Annotated in this window: 15 protein-coding genes; 13 read left to right on the top strand and 2 right to left on the bottom strand. The window is 44.3% G+C overall.

The window, feature by feature from the left end:
* Positions 1–183 precede the first annotated feature (183 nt).
* The 4 genes from G5A70_RS05355 (at position 184) to G5A70_RS05340 (ending at position 5179) form a co-directional block, all read left to right on the top strand.
* On the top strand, positions 184–1362 hold the full coding sequence (locus G5A70_RS05355; RefSeq protein WP_173748622.1) for a diphosphate--fructose-6-phosphate 1-phosphotransferase: 1179 nt from the start codon (positions 184–186) through the stop codon (positions 1360–1362).
* 48 nt (positions 1363–1410) lie between these two features.
* Positions 1411–2247 (top strand): triose-phosphate isomerase family protein, encoded by an 837-nt coding sequence (locus tag G5A70_RS05350; RefSeq protein ID WP_173748620.1) that lies wholly within the window; start codon positions 1411–1413, stop codon positions 2245–2247.
* Between the two features lie 19 nt (positions 2248–2266).
* The gene (locus G5A70_RS05345) at positions 2267–3754 is read left to right on the top strand and encodes a lactate racemase domain-containing protein (protein WP_173748618.1); all 1488 of its coding nucleotides are present in this window, start codon (positions 2267–2269) and stop codon (positions 3752–3754) included.
* A 171-nt stretch (positions 3755–3925) separates the two neighbouring features.
* On the top strand, positions 3926–5179 hold the full coding sequence (locus G5A70_RS05340; RefSeq protein ID WP_173748616.1) for a glucose-6-phosphate isomerase: 1254 nt from the start codon (positions 3926–3928) through the stop codon (positions 5177–5179).
* A 34-nt stretch (positions 5180–5213) separates the two neighbouring features.
* Here the strand turns inward: G5A70_RS05340 and G5A70_RS05335 are convergent, their stop codons facing one another.
* Positions 5214–6239, bottom strand: coding sequence for a branched-chain amino acid aminotransferase (locus G5A70_RS05335; RefSeq protein WP_173748614.1), 1026 nt, complete (start codon positions 6237–6239; stop codon positions 5214–5216).
* 220 nt (positions 6240–6459) lie between these two features.
* Here G5A70_RS05335 and G5A70_RS05330 point away from each other — a divergent pair, with 220 nt between their 5' ends.
* The 5 genes from G5A70_RS05330 to G5A70_RS05310 all read left to right on the top strand — a co-directional run bounded on the left by G5A70_RS05330 (position 6460) and on the right by G5A70_RS05310 (position 15470).
* Positions 6460–7743, top strand: a complete 1284-nt coding sequence (locus tag G5A70_RS05330) for a 5-bromo-4-chloroindolyl phosphate hydrolysis family protein (protein WP_173748612.1) — start codon at positions 6460–6462, stop codon at positions 7741–7743.
* A 3-nt stretch (positions 7744–7746) separates the two neighbouring features.
* Positions 7747–8889, top strand: coding sequence for a toxic anion resistance protein (locus tag G5A70_RS05325; RefSeq protein ID WP_173748610.1), 1143 nt, complete (start codon positions 7747–7749; stop codon positions 8887–8889).
* A 13-nt stretch (positions 8890–8902) separates the two neighbouring features.
* Positions 8903–9955 carry a flavodoxin-dependent (E)-4-hydroxy-3-methylbut-2-enyl-diphosphate synthase gene (gene ispG, locus G5A70_RS05320; protein WP_173748608.1) on the top strand — a complete coding sequence of 351 codons (1053 nt, stop codon included), beginning with the start codon at positions 8903–8905 and terminating at the stop codon, positions 9953–9955.
* A gap of 19 nt (positions 9956–9974) precedes the next feature.
* Positions 9975–14456: a PolC-type DNA polymerase III gene (locus G5A70_RS05315; RefSeq protein ID WP_173748606.1), complete on the top strand. Its 4482-nt coding sequence runs from the start codon at positions 9975–9977 to the stop codon at positions 14454–14456.
* A gap of 144 nt (positions 14457–14600) precedes the next feature.
* Positions 14601–15470, top strand: a complete 870-nt coding sequence (locus G5A70_RS05310) for a phosphoribosylaminoimidazolesuccinocarboxamide synthase (protein WP_173748604.1) — start codon at positions 14601–14603, stop codon at positions 15468–15470.
* Positions 15471–15568: 98 nt separating this feature from the next.
* Here the strand turns inward: G5A70_RS05310 and G5A70_RS05305 are convergent, their stop codons facing one another.
* Positions 15569–16675 (bottom strand): pyridoxal phosphate-dependent aminotransferase, encoded by a 1107-nt coding sequence (locus tag G5A70_RS05305; RefSeq protein ID WP_173748602.1) that lies wholly within the window; start codon positions 16673–16675, stop codon positions 15569–15571.
* Positions 16676–16828: 153 nt separating this feature from the next.
* Here G5A70_RS05305 and G5A70_RS05300 point away from each other — a divergent pair, with 153 nt between their 5' ends.
* From G5A70_RS05300 to purB, 4 genes are all read left to right on the top strand, one after another.
* Positions 16829–20365 (top strand): DUF5717 family protein, encoded by a 3537-nt coding sequence (locus tag G5A70_RS05300; protein ID WP_226853523.1) that lies wholly within the window; start codon positions 16829–16831, stop codon positions 20363–20365.
* Positions 20366–20376: 11 nt separating this feature from the next.
* The gene (locus G5A70_RS05295; protein ID WP_173748600.1) at positions 20377–21624 is read left to right on the top strand and encodes a DUF5716 family protein; all 1248 of its coding nucleotides are present in this window, start codon (positions 20377–20379) and stop codon (positions 21622–21624) included.
* A 13-nt stretch (positions 21625–21637) separates the two neighbouring features.
* Positions 21638–22414, top strand: coding sequence for a hypothetical protein (locus tag G5A70_RS05290; protein ID WP_173748598.1), 777 nt, complete (start codon positions 21638–21640; stop codon positions 22412–22414).
* 83 nt (positions 22415–22497) lie between these two features.
* Positions 22498–23931 carry an adenylosuccinate lyase gene (gene purB, locus G5A70_RS05285; RefSeq protein ID WP_173748596.1) on the top strand — a complete coding sequence of 478 codons (1434 nt, stop codon included), beginning with the start codon at positions 22498–22500 and terminating at the stop codon, positions 23929–23931.
* The last annotated feature ends 102 nt before the right edge of the window (positions 23932–24033 follow it).

Here is a 24033-nt window from a genome sequence, read left to right as displayed (position 1 = left end):
GGGGGAGGGGCTGCCGCGTTTGTTGTATACAGAAAATTACAGAAAGCGGCAGCCCCTGTTTTTTGTCATATGGAAAACACGTTTTTCCCTGTGCCAAAGAACTTCCCGAAATATGGAAAAGAAAAATTCTGTGTTTCAAAGGGAACTCCAAATTTTATAGAAGATTGAGAAAGGAAAAGAAGCATGGCAGAGAATTTACTGATTGTACATGGAGGCGGGCCTACGGCAGTTTTAAACGCTTCTCTGTACGGGGCAATCAAAGAAGCAAAAAAATACGGAAAGCTGGAACATATTTACGGAGCTGAAAATGGAACGGGAGGTGTTCTGGAAGAGCATTTTCTTGCATTAGAAAATGTGCCGGAAGAAAAGCTGGAACTGCTTCTGCAGACTCCAGGAACTGCCATTGGAACGTCCAGAGACCCTATCTGGCAGGAAGACTATGAAAAAATGGCAGATATTCTGGTAAAGAGAGAGATAAAATATGTGCTCTTTAATGGAGGCAACGGTACGATGGATACTTGCGGGAAACTGCATAAAACCTGTCAGGCCAGAAATCTGGATATCCGTGTTATGGGGATTCCCAAGACTACAGATAACGATATTGCGGTGACAGACCACAGTCCCGGTTTTGGAAGTGCAGCCCGCTATATTGCAGCCTGTACGGAAGAATTGTGTGCGGATGTGCGTTCCCTGCCAATTCATGTAGTGGTGATGGAGGCTTCCGGTAGAAATGCAGGCTGGATTACGGCAGCCAGTGCGCTGGCCGGGGAGAAAGGATACGGACCGGATTTGATTTACCTTCCGGAGCGTCCTTTTGATGAAGAACAGTTTATAAAAGATGTGGAAAATAGGCTGAAAGAGAAAAGCGGCATTGTGGTAGTGGCCAGTGAAGGGCTCACAGACAAAGAGGGAAACCCCATTGTCAAACCGGTTTTTAAAACAGAACGGGCTACGTATTTCGGAGATGTGAGTTCTCATCTGGCTAACCTGGTGATTCAGAAGCTGGGGTATAAAGCCAGAGGAGAAAAACCGGGGCTTCTGGGCCGGGCATCCATTGGTCTGCAAAGTCCGGTGGACTGTCAGGAAGCGCAGCTTGCGGGAGAAACAGCATGCCGGGCTGCCCTTGATGGAGAGTCCGGGAAGATGGTGGCATTTAAACGGACTTCAGAAAATCCATATCACATAGAAGCGTTTCTGGTGGATATTGATGAGGTTATGATGTATGAGAGGACCATGCCGGAGGAATTTATCAATGAAGAGGGCAATGGTGTGACCGGGGCCTTTCTGGACTGGTGCAGACCTCTTATCGGAGAAGAACTTCCGGATATGGTATCGTTTAACGGATTTTATGGAAAAAAGTAAAAGCGTGTTTCGTTCGGTTTGAAAAGGGAAACACAGAAAGGAAAAAAGATGAAACATATTTATCTGAATTTAAAGAGATTTGATGTGCCTGCAGAGTTGGGCGGTGTAAACCGGATTGCGGATGTTCGGGAATGGGGCAGTTATATAGTAAAGGAAACACAGGAAAAGCTGAAACCTTATGCAAAAGAGGATGTGGAGTTTGCTATGTTTTTCCCTGAAATTCACCTGTTCTCCGCTATTGGGGCAAAGACAGAAGAAAGTCCGGTTCAGGTGGGCTGTCAGGGAGTATTCCGGAATGACGTACAGCCCGGTGGAAACTTCGGGGCCTTTACAACCGGAAGACCGGCAGCAGCGATGAAAGCGGCGGGCTGTGAAGCCGTGATTATCGGACACTGTGAGGAACGGAACAACTTAAATGGGATTCTGGCAGAAGCCGGATGTAAAGATACCAAAGCCGTGAACCGTATTTTGAATCAGGAAATCAAATGCGCGGTAGCTCAGGGGCTGAAAGTTCTGTACTGTATTGGGGAAAAGAGCGAAGAACAAGAGCAGTGGCAGGAAGTTTTGGGAGAGCAGTTGGAAATCGGACTGCAGGATGTGGATAAATCCATGGTAACCATTGCCTATGAACCGGTTTGGTCCATTGGACCGGGCAAAACTCCGGCAGATAAAGAATATATCACGAAGATTGCCAGATTTGTCAAAGAAAAGACAGCGGGCATGGATATGGTATACGGAGGCGGGCTGAAGCAGGACAATGCAGCCATGCTGGCTTCTATACCGGAAATCGACGGCGGACTCATTGCTCTTACCAGATTTCAGGGTGAAATAGGTTACTATCCGGAAGAATATCTGGAAATCATCGGTCTTTATATGAATGCATAAAATCAGGAGGAATAAGGTTATGAAATTAGAATTTGAATACGGACAGGGAACTATGGCAGCAGAACTGCCGGATAACACAGACATTTTTATTCCGGGTGAAACGGTAAAAGACCCGGACTACATACCGGAAGACAAATTAAGAGACGCTTATCTCACAAGTTTGGCGCATCCCATCGGCATGCCTACACTGACAGAACTGGCTCATAAGGGCAGCACCGTTACCTTTGTAGTTCCGGACCGAGTAAAAGGCGGGGAACAGGCGACCAGCCACAGAAAACTGAGTATCAAATATATTTTGGAAGAACTCTATGCAGCAGGTGTGGAAAAGAAAGATATTTTATTCATTATCTCAAACGGTCTGCACCCAAGAAGTAAGGAATCTGACGCAAAGGCTATTTTCGGAGAAGAATTGTTCCATGAATTCTGGCACACAGGACAAATTATCAGCCACGACAGCGAAGACCAGGAGCATATGGTGAATCTGGGAACCACCAGAAGAGGGGACCCGGTTTACATGAATAAATATGTATATGAATGTGATATTCCGATTCTGATTGGTCATGTACAGGGAAATCCTTATGGCGGATATTCCGGTGGATACAAACACAGCGCAACCGGTATTACAAACTGGAAGAGCATTGCCAGCCACCATGTTCCGTCCGTTATGCACAGAAAAGACTTTACTCCTGTAAACGGAGGCAGTCTTATGAGAACGAAATTTGATGAGATTTCCATGCATATGGAAGAGAAAATGGGACATCCATTCTTCTGCTGTGACGCAGTCCTGGATACAAATTCCAGACAGATTGCGATTTATTCCGGTTATGCAAAAGAAATGATGCCGGAAAGCTGGAAACTGGCTGACAAGAGGACTTATGTACACTGGGCAGAGAAGAAATACGATGTTCTGGTATTTGGTATGCCGCAGAAATTCCATTACGGGGACGGCATGGGAACAAACCCGATTATGATGATGCAGGCTTTAAGCGCACAGGTACTGCGTTACAAACGTGTCATGAGTGATAACTGTGTCATCATCTGTTCTTCTCTGTGCAACGGCTTTTTCCATGATGAACTGTGGCCGTATTTGAGAGAAATGTATGATGTTTTCCAGCATGATTACATGAACACACTGCCGGATGTGAACCGCTATGGCGAGTATTTTGCTACAAACGAAGAGTATATCCGGAAATACCGTTTTACAAATGCGTTCCATCCATTCCATGGCTTTAGTATGATTTCCTGCGGACATATTGCAGAAATGAATACCAGTGCGATTTACATTGTAGGCGCACAGGAACCTGGTTATGCAAGGGGCATGGGACTGAAAACAAGAGCCACCTTTGAAGAAGCTCTGGAGGATGCCAAGAAGAAATTTGTTGGGGAAACTCCGAATATTCTGGCCCTGCCTCTGACCTTCAAAAAATCGGCAGTTCATCTCTGTATGAAAAATCCGGAAGAGGACTGTATGGATGCTTACGGACACTGTCATCCTTGCATGGGTTGAGAAAAGGCAGAGAGAAAGGGATAAAATAGGATAAATAATAGAAAGTGGGTTGTCTTTTATCGCTATGTGGAAAATTGTAAAATTTTGCAGCGTGGTTGGGGACAGCCTGCTTTTCGTTTATTTGCGGAAGAAGCAGTTGGGGAAACGGGGAAATCCAAGGAGGAAAAAGGAATGTTGAATTTAAAAATAGAAGACAAAAATCCCAATATCAAGCAGGAATTAAAGGAGTATATGGAAGGAAAAAGAAGCGTTCTGAATCAGATTCTGGAGGGCGAAACAGATTATAAAGATTCGCTGGGCTGGTTTCATACAGCAGAATGGGCAGATGTGGAACAGACAGAAAGGATTCAGAAGCTGGCCGATGAAATCCGGGAAGAGGCAGACGTTTTTGTAATCGTGGGAGTGGGAGGCTCCAATAATGCGGCCCGTTCCGTCATCGAAGCCATTCAGACAGACCGTAAAGTAGAAATTGTGTATGCAGGCCATACACTGTCACCTTATGCGTTAAATCAAATGCTGAAAAGTCTGGAGGGAAAATCCGTTTATATCGATTGCATTGCCAAGAACTTTGAAACATTGGAGCCGGGGGCTTCCTTCCGTATCCTGCGGAAATTTTTGTATGAAAGGTATGGAGAACAGGCAGGGAAAAGAATGATAGCAACCGGCACAAGGGGAAGTTCTCTGGAAAAACTCTGCAAAAAACACGGATACACGTTTCTGGAATTTCCGCAAAATGTAGGGGGACGTTTTTCTGCTGTGACCAGCGTGGGGCTGCTTCCCATGGCTGTGGCGGGAATTGATATGAAAAGTCTGGTAAGAGGCGCTGCCGATATGGAAAAACAGCTTCACAAAGGGGGAAGTGAGGAAAATCCGGCTTATGAGTATGCCTGTCTTCGGAATATGTATTATGAAAAAGGGTATAAGCTGGAAATGCTGGCAGGCTTTGAACCTCAACTTCGGTGGTTTTATAAATGGTGGGTGCAGCTTTTCGGGGAAACGGAAGGCAAAGAAAACAAAGGGCTTTTCCCTGTGGCGGCAGAATTCTGCGAGGAACTGCATGCAGTGGGGCAGTATATTCAGGACGGAGCGCCGCTGATGTTTGAGACGTTTCTGGATGTACAGGAGCAGAACGCGTCCTTGTATGCCGAACAAGACCGGGTGGAGGATGGATTTGATTACCTCAACGGGAAAGATTTCTGGGATATGAATAAGGCCTCTTTCCATGCTACGGTAAAAGCGCACAGAGAAAAGCTTCCATGCCTTATCCTGGAGATTGAGAAACTGGATGCTTACCACTTCGGACAGTTGTTTTACTTCTTTTTGTTCGCCTGCTATGTGTCGGCCAGGATTCTGGAAGTGAATCCCTTTGACCAGCCGGGGGTAGAGGCGTATAAGAAGTGGATGTTTGAGGCATTGGGGAAATAAAAAAGAGGGTGAGAAACCATCACCCTCCAGGTTGTTATTCAATCACCTTCAGCCAACCTTCCGGTGCCTCCAGTTTCCCCATCTGAATACCGGTCAGTGTTTCGTAAAGTTTCTGTGTCACCGGTCCCATGGCTTCCATGCCGCTTGGGAAGCAGATTTCTTTTCCGTGGTCTACGATTTTTCCCACCGGAGAAATAACGGCGGCTGTACCGCACAAACCACATTCTGAGAAATCCTTTAATTCATCCAGGAATACCTCCCGTTCTTCCACTTCCAGTCCAAGGTATTCTTTTGCTACATACATAAGAGAGCGGCGGGTAATGGAAGGAAGAATACTGTCGGATTTCGGTGTGACAACTTTTCCGTCTTTTGTAATAAACAGGAAGTTGGCGCCGCCTGTTTCTTCGACTTTTGTTCTGGTAGCTGCGTCCAGATACATGTTTTCATCATATCCCTGCTGATGGGCATCCACAATTGCATGCAGACTCATAGCATAATTAAGGCCGGCTTTGATGTGTCCGGTTCCGTGTGGGGCAGCCCGGTCAAAATCACTGACGCGGATGGTCAGAGGTTTCACACCGCCTTTGAAATACGGTCCTACCGGGGTGGTAAAGATACGGAACTGATATTCGTCTGCAGGTTTCACTCCAATAACAGGATTGCTGCCGAACATATAGGGGCGGATGTATAAGGTTGCGCCTGAGCCGTAAGGAGGAACATAAGCGGCATTTGCCTTTATGGTTTTTACAACAGCCTCAACAAAACGGTCTTCCGGAAATACCGGCATTTCCAGTCTTCTGGCAGAATCTGCCATACGGCTGGCATTTAAGTCCGGGCGGAAGGTAACAATGCGTCCATCCTGTGTAGTGTAAGCTTTCATTCCTTCAAATATGGTCTGGGCGTACTGCAGGACGCCGGCACATTCGCTGATGACTACTTTGTCATCCTGCGTCATTTTTCCTTCATCCCATTTTCCGTCTTTAAAGTCAGATACGAAACGATAATCGGTTTTTACATAGCCAAATCCCAGATTAGACCAGTCAATGTTCTTTTTCTCCATGTCCATTTCCTCCATTCTGCCGCAGAATGCGGTATGTAATTTTTTATCATTAATTAATTTTTTACCATTATAAAACTTTAACGTGTGAATTGCAAGAGAAGTTCCGTTGCTTTTTTGGATTCTTTCATATATAATTTAAGGGAGTGAAAAGAACAGAGTTTTAAATAGAAAATTGGGACGCAAAAAATAGGATGCGGACTGAGAGTGAGGAGTGAAGGATATGTCTGGAAATGACTGGAATAATTTGGGGAGAGATGTGAAAAATATTGTGCAGAATGCCATTGATACAGGAGACTTCGGCAGACTGAACCGGGACTTGGGACAGACTCTGGAGAGCGCATTGGGAAATGTGGCACAAAGTATGAAAAATGCAGGAAATATGGCCGGGCAGTACCGTTATCGGGGACAGCAGGGAATGAATCAGCCATACGGGCAGGATAAAGAGCCGAAACCGTACGGGCCGGGGAATGGGTATAGTACCAATTACAGGTATCGGCCCTTTGGACACTACAGAAGCCCTGCGTCATCTGAGCGAGTGAAGGAAGCCAGAGAAGAGTTTGCCTTATTTGTCAATACGGGAAGTGCAAAAGCCATGGGGATTTTGCTTACGACATTGGGAATTGCATTGACCATTATGTTTGGGGCGACTGCAGCGGGATTTATCATTGCATCTCTGTTTGTGCATACAGTTGCGGTAAAACTGGGGACTATCCTGGCTGTTTTTGGGACAGCTACTGCACTGAGTCTGATTATGGCGGTTTGCGGTAACCATTTGAGAAAGAAGATTAAACGATTCCGCACTTATGTGAAAACCCTCAATGGGAAACCTCATGGAAGCATCAGAGAGTTGGCAAAAAGCGTAAGAAAGTCGGAGAAATTTGTCCGTAGAGATTTGAAAAAAATGATTAATAAGCGCATGTTTTTAGAGGGGCATCTGGATGCTAAAGGCACTTGTCTGATTGCCAGTGACGAAGCTTATGAGCAGTATGTGAAAACAGAAGAAAATGCCAGAGAGTTAAAGAAACAAGAAAAAAAATCTCCCAGACAGCAGCTTTCTGAGGAAGTGAAAAAGGTTATCGAAGAGGGTGACCGTTATATCGAAGAAATCCGCAGAAGCAATGACGCTATTCCAGGCGTGGAAATTTCCAACAAAATTTATCATATGGAAAATGTAATTCTCCGGATTTTCCAGAGAGTAGAACAACATCCGGAGCTGATTCAGGATTTACATAAGTTTATGGATTATTATCTTCCTACCACAGTAAAACTTCTGAATGCTTACGAGGAACTGGACAAGCAGAGTCTGGAAGGCGAAAACATTAAAACGGCCAAGAGGGAAATTGAAAATACACTGGATACCATTAACGTAGCGTTTGAAAATCTTCTGGACAGTTTTTATAAAGAAACAGCCTGGGATGTTTCTGCCGACATTTCGGTATTGAAAACCATGCTGGCACAGGAAGGGCTTACGGAAGAAAAAAATTTTCAGAGAAAGGAATCATAGAAGATGAGCGAAGAATTAAAGGATTTTACGGTGACACCCACCCTGACTTTTGAACCTTTAAAAGAGGAGGCACCGGTTGCAGAAGTGAAGAAGGAAGAGCCGACAGAGCCAAAGATGGACGACAGTATTCTGTCACCGGAAGAGCGAAAGATGGTAGATGACTTTGCCAAACAGATTGATATCCGCAATTCAACTGCTATTTTACAGTATGGCGCAGGCACACAGAAGAAAATGGCGGATTTTTCGGAGGATGCGCTGGACAAAGTGCGCACCAAGGATTTGGGCGAAGTGGGCGATTTGCTGGAAGATGTGGTGACAGAACTGAAAAACTTTGATGCGGAAGAAGAGCGCAAAGGTATTATGGGATTCTTCAAAAAGGGAGCCAACAAACTGGAATCCATGAAAAACAAGTATGCCAAAGCGGAGACCAATGTGAATAAAATCGTGGAAACTCTGGAAAAACATCAGATTCAGCTTATGAAAGACGCAGCGATTATGGATAGGATGTATGCCTTAAACTTAAACTATTTTAAGGAATTATCCATGTATATTCTGGCAGGAAAACAGAAGCTGGAAGAAATCCGCGCCACAGAACTGCCCCAGCTTATGAGCAAAGCCCAGATCAGTGGTCTGCCGGAGGACGCCCAGGCGGCAAAGGATTTGGACTCTCTCTGCGACCGGTTTGAAAAGAAAATTCACGACCTGGAACTGACCAGGATGATTGCCATTCAGACAGCACCGCAGATTCGTCTGGTACAGGGAAATGATACGCTGATGGCAGAAAAAATACAGTCCACCATTGTCAATACTATCCCCCTGTGGAAGAGCCAGATGGTGATTGCCCTTGGAGTGGCACATTCTACGGAAGCGGCAAGAGCCCAGAGAGAAGTGACAGATATGACCAATGCTCTGCTGCAGAAAAATGCAGAGACTCTGAAGCTGGCTACTGTGGAAGCGGCGAAAGAATCCGAGCGCGGTATTGTAGATATTGAAACTCTGCAGAAGACCAATGAATCCTTAATCAGTACCTTTGATGAGGTTATGAGTATTCAAAAGGAAGGACGGGAAAAGAGAAGAGCTGCAGAAGCGGAAATCTACCGTCTGGAGGGAGAATTAAAACAGAAATTACTGCAGATTAATCATTAAGGAGGAAGGCAGTATGTATCGGGACAACACAAAGGTCATTGCTATCGGGAACCGGAAAATCGGTGGCGGGAATCCTATTTTGATTCAGTCCATGACCAACACACCTACCGAAGATGTAGAGGCAACGGTAAACCAGATATTAGAACTGGAGGCCGCAGGCTGCGAGATTATCCGCTGTACCGTGCCTACTCTGGAAGCGGCAAAAGCTGTTAAAGAAATTAAAAAACAGATACACATTCCACTGGTGGCAGACATTCATTTCGATTATAAAATGGCTCTTGCAGCCATGGAAAACGGGGCGGATAAGATTCGGATTAATCCGGGAAATATCGGCAAAAAAGAAAAAATCAAGGCGGTAGTGGATACGGCAAAAGAAAGGAATATCCCTATCCGCGTAGGAGTAAACAGCGGGTCGTTGGAAAAAGAACTGGTGGAAAAATATCATGGTGTCACAGCAGAAGGCTTGGTGGAAAGCGCGCTGGATAAAGTGAAAATCATAGAGGATTTGGGCTATGACAATCTGGTTATCAGCATTAAATCCTCGGATGTTCTGATGTGTGTAAAAGCCCATGAACTTTTGGCAAAAGAAACCTGCTATCCTCTGCATGTGGGAATTACAGAGGCGGGAACTTTGTATTCCGGAAATATAAAGTCTGCTGTGGGACTGGGCATTATTTTGTATCAGGGAATCGGAGATACGATTCGGGTATCGCTTACGGGCAGTCCGGTAGAGGAAATTAAGTCTGCCAAGCGGATTTTAAAGACGCTGAACCTGCGAAAAGGCGGTGTGGAAGTGGTTTCCTGTCCCACCTGCGGAAGAACAAAAATTGATTTGATTGGACTGGCCAATCAGGTGGAAAACATGGTGCAGGAATTTCCTCTGGACATTAAGGTGGCCGTTATGGGCTGCGTGGTTAATGGACCGGGGGAGGCAAAGGAAGCGGACATTGGAATTGCCGGAGGCAAAGGAGAGGGCCTTTTAATAAAGAAAGGCGAAATCATCCGAAAGGTACCGGAAGAAGAACTGCTTTTTACTTTGCGGGAAGAACTTGCAAATTGGAAATAAAGATGGAGGCAATGCGGTTATGGAAAAGGAATTTCTGGATGTGTTCCGGAATCTGGAATTAAACGGAGAACTGAAAGCCCTGTTGGAAGAGGTTGTGGTAACAAAGGTATCCGTGAACCAGAGAAAGGACCATATTCGGGTTTATATCCGAAGCCGGCAGTGGATTCATAAAAAGTATATCTACGCACTGGAGAGAGCCATTGCGTCCCAGTGTTTCAGGGGAGTTCCCATGGAGGTTAAGGTGTTGGAGAAATTTACACTTTCCAGCCAGTATACGCCCCAATTATTCTTTGAAGCGTATCAGTCTTCCATGGGACTGGAACTAAAAAATTACAGCATTCTGGTCTTTAATATGTTCCGGAATGCTGTTATTACGTTTCCGGAAACCAATACCATGCATATGCTTTTGCAGTCCACAGTACTGGCAAGAAGTAAAGAAGAGGAACTGATTCACTATATGGAAAAGGTGTTCTGTGAGCGGTGTGAATTTTCTCTGAAAGTGGAAGCCGAATATCAGGAAGCAAAGGAAAGCAGATTCCGAAAGAACAGTGATATTCGCATTGCGCAGGAGGCTGCGCATATTATAGAAATGTCAACTCTTGGAAAAGGAAAAGAAGAGGCGGAGAATACGGCAGAGGAACGAAAAGAAGAAGTAAAAAATACAGAAAAGAAGAGTGCAAAACAGGTTGGCAGCGGAGAGAAAACACCCAGAACTAAGGGGAAAAACGAGAAGTTTTCCTCTGATTTCAGACGGAGTGTCAAGCGCTCGGATAATCCGGATGTATTGTACGGAAGAGACTTCGAGGATGAGGCGCTTCCTTTAGAAACCGTGCAGACAGAGATGGGAGAGGTGTGTATCCGCGGTCAGATTATGAGCCTGGAGAAGCGGGAAATCCGCAACGAAAAGACCATCATTATCTTTTCTATTACGGATTTTACGGATTCCATTACGGTAAAAATGTTTGCCCGCAACGACCAGGTAGAGGAGATTACCGAAGGGGTAAAAGAAAAAGCCTTTGTAAAATTAAAGGGAATTACCACCATAGACCGCTTTGACAGTGAGCTGACCATTGGCTCTGTAGTGGGGATTAAAAAGATTGCCAGTTTTGGAACTGTGCGCTCCGATAATTATCCACAAAAGCGTGTAGAGCTGCACTGCCACACCAAAATGAGCGATATGGACGGTGTTTCTGACGCAAAGTCTATTATTAAGAGAGCGTATGAGTGGGGACATAAGGCCATTGCCATTACGGACCATGGAGTGGTACAGGCTTTCCCTGAAGCCAATCACTGTTTTGACGCCTGGGGCGGCGTAGTGCCGCAGGATTCGGACTTTAAGGTGATTTACGGTGTGGAGGCTTATCTGGTGGATGATTTGAAAGGAATTGTCCAGAAAAGTCAGGGGCAGAGCCTGGACGCTCCTTATGTGGTCTTTGATATCGAGACCACCGGTTTTTCTGCCATGAAGGACAAAATCATTGAAATCGGTGCGGTTAAGGTGGTAAACGGAAACATTACCGAGCGGTTTTCCGAGTTTGTGAATCCGGAAATTCCCATTCCTTTTCGCATTGAGCAGTTAACCAGCATTAATGACAGTATGGTGGCAGAGGCTCCTACCATTGATGTGATTCTGCCCCGTTTCGAGGAGTTCTGCAGGGGCTGTGTGATGGTGGCTCACAACGCAGAATTCGATATGAGTTTTATTAAGAAAAATTATGAGGATTTGGGGATAGAGAGAGAGGATACCATTGTGGATACCGTGGGAATGGCTCGTTTTCTGCTGCCTCAGTTAAATCGTTTTAAGCTGGATACTGTGGCAAAGGCCGTGGGAGTTTCTTTGGAACATCACCACAGAGCCGTGGATGACGCAGCATGTACGGCTGAAATTTTTGTGAAATTTCTTCAGATGTGCAGGGAAAGAGATATTTTCAATCTGGATGAGTTGAATGAAAAAGGTGCGGTTTCCGTGAATTCTATTCAGAAAATGCCTACCTATCACGCCATTATTCTGGCGAAAAATGATATTGGAAGGGTGAATCTGTACCACTTGATTTCGGATTCTCACCTGGTTTATTATCACAGGCGTCCCCGTGTGCCAAAAAGCCTGTTTTTGAAGTACCGGGAGGGATTGATTATTGGTTCAGCCTGTGAAGCAGGGGAACTGTATCAGGCCGTATTAAACGGCAGACCGGAGGCGGAAATTGCCCGATTAGTGAATTTTTATGATTATCTGGAGATTCAGCCGCTGGGCAACAATGCCTTTATGATTCGCAGCGAGGACCGTTCCGACATTACTTGTGAAGAGGATTTGCAGGAGATTAATCGAAAGATTGTGAAGCTGGGAGAAGCCTTTAATAAACCGGTGGTGGGAACCTGTGATGTGCATTTTCTGGAACCGGGAGATGAGGTGTACCGGAGAATTATTATGGCGGGGAAAGGTTTTGATGATGCAGATGACCAGGCTCCGCTGTACCTGCGTACAACAGAGGAAATGTTGGAAGAATTCTCTTATCTGGGGCGGGAAAAGGCAGAGGAAATTGTCATTACCAACCCGAACAAAATTGCAGATATGGTGGAGAAAATTTCTCCTATTCACAAAGGAAAATGTCCGCCGGTGATTGAAAATTCGGATAATATGCTGCGGGAAATCTGTTACAATAAAGCCCATGAAATCTACGGGGACAATCTTCCAAAAGCCGTGGAGGAGCGTTTGGAAAGAGAACTGAATTCTATTATTTCAAACGGATATGCGGTTATGTATATGATTGCGCAGAAGCTGGTATGGAAGAGCAACAGCGACGGTTATCTGGTAGGCTCCCGAGGCTCGGTAGGCTCTTCTTTTGCGGCAACCATGTCGGGAATTACAGAGGTAAATCCTTTAAGCCCTCATTATTATTGCGCGAAATGCCATTACTCGGACTTCGATTCTGAGGAAGTGCGGGCTTATTCGGGAAGAGCGGGCTGCGACATGCCGGATAAGAAGTGTCCGGTGTGTGGAGAGCCTCTGATTAAAGAGGGATTTGACATTCCTTTTGAAACCTTCCTGGGGTTTAAAGGAGATAAGGAACCGGATATTGACTTGAACTTTTCCGGGGATTATCAGGGAAAAGCCCACCGCTATGTAGAGGTTATTTTCGGCGCAGGACAGACTTTTAAGGCGGGAACAATCGGTACGCTGGCAGAGAAAACAGCTTTCGGATATGTGAAAAAATATTATGAGGAACGGGGGCAGAGAAAGCGTTACTGCGAGATTAACCGGATTGTGCAGGGGTGCACCGGTATCCGCCGTACCACAGGGCAGCACCCGGGAGGAATCATTGTTCTTCCCATCGGCTGGGATATCGAAGAATTCACTCCGGTACAGCACCCGGCTAATGATATGAACAGCGACATTATTACCACCCATTTTGATTATCACTCCATTGATTCCAATTTGCTGAAGCTGGATATTCTGGGGCACGATGATCCTACCATGATTCGTATGTTAGAAGACCTTACGGGAATTAATGCCAGGGAAATTCCGCTGGATTCCAAGGAGGTTATGTCTCTGTTTAAGAGTACAGATGCCCTTGGAGTTACCCCGGCAGATATCCGCGGCTGTCCTCTTGGCTGTCTGGGGATTCCGGAGTTTGGCACCGATTTTGCCATGCAGATGTTAATTGACGCCAACCCCACTTCTTTTTCGGATTTAGTGCGTATTTCCGGTCTTTCCCATGGTACGGATGTGTGGCTAGGGAATGCGCAGGATTTGATTAAATCCGGTACAGCAACCATTACCACTTGTATCTGTACCCGAGATGATATCATGATTTATCTTATCAATAAGGGCCTGGAACACGGGCAGGCTTTTACCATTATGGAGAGTGTCCGTAAAGGGAAAGGTTTGAAGCCGGAATGGGAAGAAGAGATGAAAAAGCACGATGTTCCGGACTGGTATATTGCTTCCTGTAAAAAGATTAAATACATGTTCCCAAAAGCCCATGCAGCGGCTTACGTTATGATGGGCTGGCGCATTGCCTACTGTAAAATCTTTCATCCGTTGGCATATTATGCGGCGTATTTCAGTATACGCGCTACGGCATTTTCCTATGAAATCATGTGCCAGGGAAAGGAAAAACTGGAGTATTTTATGGATGATTATGAGCGGAGAAAGGATACGCTCAGCAAGAAAGAGCAGGATACCTATAAAGACATGAAAATTGTGCAGGAGATGTATGCAAGAGGATTTGAGTTTGTGCCTATTGATATTTATAAAGCCAATGCGCATACCTTCCAGATAAAAGGGGATAAGTTGATGCCTGCGCTGGATACCATTGAAGGATTGGGGGACAGAGCCGCCGACGCTGTGGTGGCTGCGGCAGAAGAGGGAGAATTTTTGTCTCTGGATGACTTCCGAAACCGGACAAAGGTGACGGCTTCTACGATTGACTTGATGAATGATTTGGGCCTGTTTGGGAAACTGCCACAGTCTAATCAGATGTCGCTGTTTGATTTTCAATAAAGAAGAACGTTTTGGCAAACGGATAGAGTATCTGTCGAAACAGAAAAATTTTGTATTTTTTTCAGGAATTCTATTCCCTTTTTCGGGAAATTTGTTACAATAAAGAAGAATCAACTACTATTAAGCAAGAGGAAAGGTGAAAACATGCAGGAGTACAAACCATTTAAAGAAGGAAAAGTGCGTCAGGTATATGATATTGGAGATAAGCTGGTTATCTATGCAACTGACCGGATTTCCGCATTTGACTACATTTTGAAAAACAAGATTACAGACAAGGGCGTTGTCCTGACAAAGATGTCTAAATTCTGGTTCGATTTTACGAAAGATATTGTTCCGAACCATATGATTTCCACAGATGTAAAAGAAATGCCGGAATTTTTCCAGAAACCGGAATTTGAAGGACATGCTATGCTGTGCCAGAAGCTGGATATGCTGCCTGTAGAATGTATTGTTCGAGGATATATTACAGGAAGCGGCTGGGCTAGTTACCAGGAAAATGGAACTGTATGCGGCATTGAACTGCCGGAAGGGTTACAGGAGTCTGATAAACTGCCTGAACCAATCTATACACCGACAACAAAAGCAGAGCTTGGCGACCATGACGAACACGTTTCTTTTGAAGAAACCGTAGAAACTCTGGAAAAACTTCATCCGGGAAGAGGAAGAGAGTACGCAGAGAAAATCCGTGATTACACCATTGCTCTTTATAAAAAATGTGCAGAATACGCACTGACAAAAAATATCATTATTGCAGATACAAAATTTGAATTTGGTCTGGACGAAAACGGAGAAGTGGTACTGGGGGATGAAATGCTCACACCGGACAGCTCCAGATTCTGGCCGTTAGAAGGCTACAAACCGGGACAGGGACAGCCATCTTTTGACAAACAGTATGTGCGGGACTGGCTGAAAGCAAATCCTGAAAGCGATTTCCTTCTTCCGGAGGAAGTAGTGAAAAAGACCGTAGACAAATATGTGGAAGCATATGAACTGCTTTCCGGAGAAAAATTCTAAAAAGTTGTATTGCTATTTCTTGCAGGATAAGATAGCTTTTTCAAGGTACAGCCGCTGTTTTGAGTTTGAGATTCAAAACAGCGGCGCCTTGAAAAAGATTATTTTGTTTCTTCTAAGATTTCACGAAATGCTTCTATCAATTCATGATTCTTTTCAGGACTCATGACACAGAATCGGATAAAAGAATTATCTAAAAACGGAAATGTAGAGCAATCCCGAATCATCAATCCCCTTCGGATACAGAAATCAAAAATCATTTCAGAAGTAATATCCTCTTTTAAAATTTTCATAAGCAGAAAATTCGAGCAGGAAGGGTATACCTTTACGCTGTCCCAGGTAGAAAGCAGAGAATAAAGGTGTTCTCTTTCCGCAGTAATCAGGCTTTTGGTTTTCTCGATATATTCCTTGTCGGAAAACATAATGCAGCCTGCGATTTCTGCAAGACTGTTAATGGTCCAGGGATTTTTACGGGTGTTGATGTATTTCAGCAGGTCAGGGTTTCCGGTAACCGCATAACCCAGCCGCAGTCCGGGAGCTGCGAAAAATTTGGAGATTCCCCTTAAAACAATCAGATTGTTGTAATTATTGGTAAGGGGAATTGCGGAAATTTTACTTTTGGGGTCTGTAAACTCCTCATACGTTTCATCTACCATGACGGAAATGCCGTACTGCAGGGCTTTATCCAGGATTTTCCGCATATCTTTTCTGGCAATGGCCGTGGAAGTGGGATTGTTGGGATTGCACAGTACCAGCAAATCCAGACTGTCATTCAGATGTTGGCAGAAATCTGCCACATCCATTTGAAAATCATCCTCTTCTTTCAGCGGATAATAAAGGGTGTGGCCTCCCTCCAGAGCGATTTCCCGTTCATATTCCGAATAGGTAGGTCCCAGAATCAGGGCTTTTTGAGGATGTGTGGTCTGGATAAAGAGAGAAATCAATTCTGTAGAGCCGTTTCCCACAATGATATTTTCAAACTGTGCCCCCGTGTACTGGCAGATACTTTTTCTGAGTCCTGTGTAGTCTCTGTCAGGATAGGAAGTAATAGCGTTTACATGTTTCGCCAGGGTCTCTTTCAGTAAGGGAGAAATCCCAAGAGGGTTGACATTGGCGGAAAAGCTGGTAATGTCTTCTTTCTTTATATGATAGATTTCCTCAATTTTTTCCAGGTCGCTGCCGTGAAAATGATCCTTGTGTTTCAGCATAAAAAACCTCCTTTTGGTAAAAAAATGTTCCAAAACAGGCTGTGTATTGAAGTTGCACAGCAGAAGTTTGTAGTGTATAATTCATAGTAGCAGAATATTGTCAATTATTCAATAATCAGATTTTTATAAATAAAACAGGGCAAAGGTGATATTTTGAAGACACGAATGGAACAACTGATAAACGGAAGATTTGAATATGAAGTACCCGGTCTGGATTTGTCTGCAAGTCATATTTCTTTCAGTACCATGCCGGAAGAAAAGGTAAGAGGAGAACTGCAGTTTGCAGCAAAAGACGGAAGAAAAATCAAGGGAATGGCTTATTCCACACATCGCAGATTTCTTCTGGGTAAGGAAAAGTTTTCAGGAGAAAAGATGATTCTTCCTTATGGTGTGGATACCAAGGGATTGGACAGTACAGATTGCATAGAGGGAGAAATTGTTTTAAGTACCAGTATCGGAACGTACCGGGTGCCTTTTTCTGTTGGAATAAAAAAGTTGGAAGTGCGCACATCTCAGGGAACGGTAGGGACTCTGGAGGAATTTGTCAGTCTGGCAAAGGAAGACTTCAGAGAGGCATACCAGCTTTTTATAGATACTTCCTTTAAAAGGCTGTTAAAAGGCAGAGAAGAACTGCTGCCGTATTATGCCTCCATGGTAAAAACGCCTGTGCCGTATCAGAATCTGGAAGAATTTCTTATAGGCGCGGGGCTGAAGGAACCTGTGCATTTAAGCCTGGAAAAAGAAAATCTGGAACTTTATGAGGTACAGACTTCTTTAAAAGATACGTTGAGAATCCGAAGAAGCGGATGGGGTTTTCTTCGCGCTGAAATTCAGACCGAGGGAGATTTTCTGGAAGTAGAGAAAAAGGTTATCCAAGACGGGCATTTTATCGGCAGTGTCTATGATTTGGAATATATCATACGGAAGGAATGTCTCGGAAAGGGGAAAAATTTCGGAAGAATTCAGATAAAAACGGTGTATGAGACCATTACCTACCAGATTATGGCATCGAAAAACGGCCATATTCAGGTCAATGTCACAGCTTATGAAAAGAAAAAAAGGCTGGAAGCAGCCAGAGATTTCCTGCTTTTGGAGCTTGGAAGAAAGAATACGGAAGCCTGGTGCGCCGAAATGAAAGCACTCTTGGATGAACTGAAGGAAAACGGCTATTATTCCACAGAATGCCAGCTTTTTGAAGCTTATGTACAGGTGCGCGCAGACAGGAAGGAGGAAGCCAGAAGGCTTTTGGATTCCCTGGAAAACAACCAGAAGATTCAGCAGGAGGAAATTCTGGAGGGGGCGTTTTTGTATTTGAATGAGATTTCCGAGAGAAGTACACAGTCCAAAGAAGCTGCGGCTGTGCGGCTCCATCAGCTTTATCAGAGAAGAGTGGACAGTCTGCTGCTTCTTTCTATGATTTTTGAATTGGATGAAGAAAATCTGCGCACCCAGTCCAGGAAAATGTTTCTCTTAGAAGAACAGTACAGAATCGGCTGCAGGAGTCCATTTCTCTATCTGACAGCGTGCAGACTGGCGGCAGCAGATGGTTCCGCATTTCGGAAAATGAATGCTTTTACCATACAGGTGTATCTTTTTGCCAAAAAATACGGGATTCTCACGGAAGAAATGGCTTTTCGTGCCATTGACCTTGCAGGACAGATGAAAGGATTTTCCCAAAAGGTTTACGAAGTCCTGCAGTATGTGTATGAGAAATACCCTTCCGTTCATGCTGTCAGGGGAATTTGTCAGCTGATTATGAAGGGGGAACCCAGAAAGCCGGAGTATTTCCGCTGGTATGAACTGGCGGTGCAGGCAGAACTGAAAATCACAGGGCTGTATGAGTATTACATTGAAACCATGAGCAGAAACTATCAGAAGGTACTGCCAAAAGTCATTCGCCTGTATTTCGGATACAACAATACGTTAAGTGATACGAAGAAGGCGTTTGTCTACAGCAACGTTATTCGGAATAAAGAGATAGATAGAGAAACTTATCAGAGTTATCAGAAAAACATGGAGACCTTTGCAAAAGAAAAAATCAAAGAGGGAAGAATCAATGAAGATTTTGCAGTGGTGTATCAGGAATTCTGTGTGGATTCTCAGGACGAAAATGTCAGGACGGCTCTGGCAAAAGTACTCTTTACTTATCGGCTTTACTGCGATGACCCCAAAATCCGAAAGGTGATTGTGCGCCATGCTTCTATGAAAGAGGAACAGGTGTATCTTTGCACAGATAAGACGACCTATATTTCACTGTATACCAAGGATGCCGCTGTTTTGTTTGAGGACAGCAGTCAGCGTAGATATGTGAATACGGTGGATTACAATGTACACAATCTCCTGGATTTGGAGGAGCTGGCCGGGAAGCTGCGAAAGGACGGAAAGAAATATCCGGGCATGCTGCTGCACACTTGTGGGGAGCTGAAACACGAATCTCCGGTGACTGAAGCCAATGTGGCTTCTTTTGAAGCAGTTTTGAAACAGGAGATTTTCTGTGAGGATTACCGGCAGAATATACGCAAAAAGCTGCTGCTGTATTATGAATCCCAGATGGATAACCGCAATTTGAGAGAGTCGCTGCAGGAAATGGACTTCCGTGCATTTGCCAGGGTAAATAAACGGCTGCTGATTACGATTCTGGTGAAACAGGAGATGTTTGTAGGGGCTTATGACCTGATTTGTGAATACGGATATGAACGGATAGAAATGCCGGTTCTTTTAAGACTGTGCAGCCAGATGATTTTGAAGCTGGAATTTGAATATGAAGAGGAACTTCTCTTGCTGGCAGGGTACATTGTGCACGCCGGTATTTATGATGAAGTGCTCCTGCAGTATCTGGTACAGCATTTTGAAGGCCCTGTGGAGGAAATGGTACAGCTTTGGAACCGTGCTATGGGCTTTGCATTGGACTGCTATCAGCTGGAGGAAAAGATTCTGGTATGCAGCATGTTTTCCAGAGTGTGTCATGAAAAAGGTCTTGCAGTGCTGGAAAATTATATCAGTCAGAGCGGAAAGGAGCAGGTGATTCTCTCTTATCTGACCTTTGAGTGTTATGAATATTTCCTGGGAGAAAAGGAAAAAGACCAATTTCTTTTTGAGGCTTTGGAAAAAGTCATGGAGAGGAAATGGGAATGTGATATCATCTGCAGAATTTCTCTTTTAAAGCATTACGGAGAAACCGGAGTCTGGGATGAAAAGCGAAAGAATATAGCAGAAGAAATCCTGGAGGAATGTGAAAAAGAGCGTCTGCAGTTCGCATTTTTCCGGATGCTGCCCAGAGAACTGCTCTGCACCTGCCAGATGGAGGATAAAATGTTTGTAGAATGTCGGGCAGGCCGTCGTGCAAGAGTAACACTGCATTCCTATATTGAACGGGGAGAAACCTCAGAAGAAAAAAGCGAACCGTTAAAGGAGCGGTATCAGGGGATTTATAACAGAGAATTTGTTTTATTCTACGGAGAAAAACTGCATTATTATTTTGTGATTGAAAAAGACGGGAAGGTGGAAACAACCGGGGAAGAAATTCTGACGGTAGAAGAAAGCAGTATGCAGGGCAGCAGCAAATATCAGATGCTGAACACTATGCTGCAGCTAAGAGAAAAGGGAAAAAAAGAGGAACTGCAGCGTATGGCAGAAGCCTATATGGAACGGGAGCAGCAGGTAAAAGACCTGTTTGCTTTATTGGATTAGGAGGCAGAGAGATGAATGAGACAAGAAATATTATAGTAGGTCTGGAAATCGGAAAAAACCAGTCCCAGATTTGCTATTATGACCGCAGGGAAAAAGAGCCGATTTCTGTTTCCGTAAAAGCAGGCAGCAACCAATATCTTTTTCCTACCCGACTTTCCAAGAAACCGGGAGAAGAAGTGTGGCATTACGGCATGGAGGCAGATTATTTTTCCCGCCAGGAAGGGGAAATTTCCATTACCGGACTTCTGGGGATTTTTGGAAGCGCGGAGGAAGTCATCGTGGACGGAGAAAAAAGAAAGCCTTCTGAACTGTTGGAAAACTATTTAAAGGGCTGTATTTCTCTTCTGGGAACCGCGGAACCCGCAAGACAGATAAAGGCTCTGATGATTACCGTACCCCGGCTTTCCGCAGCTCTGGTGAAAAATTTATATCAGGCAGGAGAAAATCTGGGATTTACCAGAAACCAGATTTACCTGCAGGATTATGACGAAAGTTTTTACTATTATGTGATGAATCACCGCAAGGATAACTGGAATCGGAAAATCGGCTGGTTTTTGTTTGAAGAAAATCAGGTGTCTTTTGCCAGACTGGTTATGGATAATCAGAAACGTCCTATTACAGCGTTTATAGAGCATGGAATTACCGCGGAGCTGCCGCAGGATGCCATAGAAAAAGATGATAATTTTTATCGTCTAATCGAGCGTTCCTGCGGAACAGATACGTATTCCAGTATCTATATTGTGGGGGACGGGTTTGACCAGGAATGGGCAGTGCGTTCGACGCCCCTGCTGTGCAGAAACCAGAGACATGTGTATTATGGAAACAATTTGTATGTGAAAGGTGCCTGCTATGGAGCCAGAGAAAAATGTGAAGACGGAACTTTGAAGGGATATCTCTACCTGAGTCCCTCTCTGGTAAAGCACAATGTATCCATGGAGATGCTGGTGAATGGTTCACCCAAGACGTATGCGCTTATCGAAGCAGGGAAAAACTGGTATGAGATTCACACGGAACTGGAATTGATATTGGACGGAAAAGAGGATTTGGAATTTCTGGTAACCTCTATGGAGGGAACCGGAAAAACCAGGTGCAGTATGAAACTGGAAGGTCTGCCAAAGCGTCCCAATAAAACCACCAGACTGGGTATCCGTATTGTCTATGAATCTCAGGAACTCTGCGTCATTACGGCGGAAGACCTGGGATTTGGAGATTTGTTCCCCTCCGAGGGCAAAGTCTGGACAGAAAAAGTATCATGGTAAAGGAGAAAAGGGAATGAGCGGATATATTTTATGTCAGTTAAAAAGAGCAAAGATGCCTTATTATATTGAGAACATCAGCACAAATATCTATTCCATTGAAGAACTCTGTTATTATTTTTACCATAATATTTATCTTCTGGACGAGACGATTTTAAATGAACATCTCTGTGACTGGCTGAGAAAAGAACTGGGGCTGGAAAAGCTGTACAGGCGGCTTTATAAAATCCTGGAGGATAATCTGGGAACAGCAGAGTTTATTCTGGCCGTGTTTAAAGAAATTAATTATCTGACACACAGTGAATTTAAGGAATTGAATGAGCGGATGAGCCTTCTGAATCAACAGCCGGAGGTGTTGAGAGAAAAGAAAAAGGGAGATTATCTGGTGGAAAACCGGATGTATGTCAATGCGGTGAGGATTTATGAAAATGCATTGCAAAAAGAAGATAAGGAAGGGTTAGGAGAACAGTTTAACGGCGGTATTTACCACAATATGGGCTGCGCGTATTTAAATCTGTTTCAGTTTCAGGAAGCAGCAGACTGTTTTTGGAAAGCCTATGAACTGCTTCATACAAAACAGGTATACAGGCACTACCTTACTGCATCTTATATGAGAAACCCCCAGGAATTTCCTCAAATATGCAGAAAAATGGAAGTAGAGGCAGAGGAACAGGAAGAAATTATCCGGAATCTGGAACAGAGTGCAAAGAAAGCCAGGAAGGTGTCCGGAGAAGATACAGATGGGCTTTTAGAACAATTTATTCGTGACTATCACAGGAGTACGGGATTTTAAACTTGTTTTTTCAGAAGTGTTGCGATATAATCCATGTGTATTAACTGCGTGATATATGAAAGAGAACAGAGAGGTAAATGAATATGAGTACAGACAGATATGTAAGTCCATTATCCGAGCGTTATGCAAGCAGAGAAATGCAGTATATTTTTTCTCCTGATATGAAATTCCGTACCTGGAGAAAGCTGTGGATTGCTCTGGCAGAGACCGAAAAAGAACTGGGACTGCCCATTACACAGGAACAGATTGACGAATTGAAAGCTCATGCAGAGGATATTAACTATGAAGTGGCAAAAGAAAGAGAAAAACAGGTTCGCCACGATGTGATGTCCCATGTATACGCATATGGTGTACAGTGTCCAAAAGCGAAAGGTATCATCCACCTGGGCGCTACCAGCTGCTATGTAGGAGACAATACAGATATTATTGTGATGACAGAAGCGCTGAAGCTGGTGCGCAGGAAATTAGTCAATGTGATTGCGGAACTGGCAAAATTCGCAGATGCGCATAAAGCGCTGCCAACTCTGGCATTTACCCATTTCCAGCCGGCACAGCCCACTACGGTAGGGAAAAGAGCGACCCTTTGGATGCAGGAATTCCTTCTGGACTTGGAAGATTTGGAATTTGTACTCAGCACCATGAAGCTGTTAGGTTCAAAAGGAACGACAGGAACACAGGCAAGTTTTCTGGAGCTTTTTGACGGAGACCAGGAAACCATTGATAAAATTGACCCGATGATTGCAGAAAAAATGGGATTCAAAGAATGTTATCCGGTTTCGGGACAGACTTACTCCAGAAAAGTAGATACAAGAGTTTTAAATGTCCTGGCAGGAATTGCAGCCAGCGCACATAAATTCTCTAATGACATTCGTCTTCTGCAGCATTTGAAAGAAGTAGAAGAGCCTTTTGAAAAGAGCCAGATTGGTTCTTCTGCCATGGCTTATAAGAGAAACCCGATGAGAAGTGAAAGAATTGCCTCTTTGTCACGCTTCGTTATGGTGGATGCTTTAAATCCCGCTATTACTTCCGCAACACAGTGGTTTGAGAGAACTCTGGACGATTCTGCAAACAAACGTCTCTCTGTTCCGGAAGGCTTTCTGGCTATTGACGGTATTCTGGATTTGTGCTTAAACGTCGTAGACGGACTGGTAGTATATCCAAAAGTTATCGAAAAACGTCTGAGAAGCGAACTGCCGTTTATGGCTACAGAAAATATTATGATGGACGCTGTAAAAGCAGGCGGCGACCGTCAGGAACTTCATGAAAGAATCCGTGAACTTTCCATGGAAGCAGGAAGAAACGTGAAGGTGGAAGGAAAGGATAACAATCTTCTGGAACTGATTGCAGCGGATCCTGCATTCAATATGAGCCTGGAAGATCTTCAGAAGACTATGGATCCTGCAAAATATACAGGAAGAGCAGCCGTACAGGTAGACAACTTCCTGAACAAGGTAGTAAATCCCGTACTGGAAGCAAATAAGGAACTTCTTGGAATGACAGCAGAGATTAACGTATAAAGAAACGTATAACGAAGAACACAAGAGAAGAGGTTGCTGCATGAAAATCAGAGCAAAAGGAGTGCGGCAGCCTCTTTTTCTGTTATAGAAAGGAGCATATCA

This window comes from Blautia hansenii, assembly GCF_013304445.1.
Classification (GTDB): Bacteria; Bacillota; Clostridia; order Lachnospirales; family Lachnospiraceae; genus Blautia.
The sequence above is the reverse complement of the archived record's forward strand: the minus strand, read 5'-3'. Positions and strand labels throughout refer to the sequence as shown.

Coding starts and splice junctions, on each gene's coding strand:
- G5A70_RS05355 (WP_173748622.1), top strand. CDS start 184: ATGGCAGAGAATTTACTGATTGTACATGGAGGCGGGCCTACGGCAGTT.
- G5A70_RS05350 (WP_173748620.1), top strand. CDS start 1,411: ATGAAACATATTTATCTGAATTTAAAGAGATTTGATGTGCCTGCAGAG.
- G5A70_RS05345 (WP_173748618.1), top strand. CDS start 2,267: ATGAAATTAGAATTTGAATACGGACAGGGAACTATGGCAGCAGAACTG.
- G5A70_RS05340 (WP_173748616.1), top strand. CDS start 3,926: ATGTTGAATTTAAAAATAGAAGACAAAAATCCCAATATCAAGCAGGAA.
- G5A70_RS05335 (WP_173748614.1), bottom strand. CDS start 6,239: ATGGAGAAAAAGAACATTGACTGGTCTAATCTGGGATTTGGCTATGTA.
- G5A70_RS05330 (WP_173748612.1), top strand. CDS start 6,460: ATGTCTGGAAATGACTGGAATAATTTGGGGAGAGATGTGAAAAATATT.
- G5A70_RS05325 (WP_173748610.1), top strand. CDS start 7,747: ATGAGCGAAGAATTAAAGGATTTTACGGTGACACCCACCCTGACTTTT.
- ispG (WP_173748608.1), top strand. CDS start 8,903: ATGTATCGGGACAACACAAAGGTCATTGCTATCGGGAACCGGAAAATC.
- G5A70_RS05315 (WP_173748606.1), top strand. CDS start 9,975: ATGGAAAAGGAATTTCTGGATGTGTTCCGGAATCTGGAATTAAACGGA.
- G5A70_RS05310 (WP_173748604.1), top strand. CDS start 14,601: ATGCAGGAGTACAAACCATTTAAAGAAGGAAAAGTGCGTCAGGTATAT.
- G5A70_RS05305 (WP_173748602.1), bottom strand. CDS start 16,675: ATGCTGAAACACAAGGATCATTTTCACGGCAGCGACCTGGAAAAAATT.
- G5A70_RS05295 (WP_173748600.1), top strand. CDS start 20,377: ATGAATGAGACAAGAAATATTATAGTAGGTCTGGAAATCGGAAAAAAC.
- G5A70_RS05290 (WP_173748598.1), top strand. CDS start 21,638: ATGAGCGGATATATTTTATGTCAGTTAAAAAGAGCAAAGATGCCTTAT.
- purB (WP_173748596.1), top strand. CDS start 22,498: ATGAGTACAGACAGATATGTAAGTCCATTATCCGAGCGTTATGCAAGC.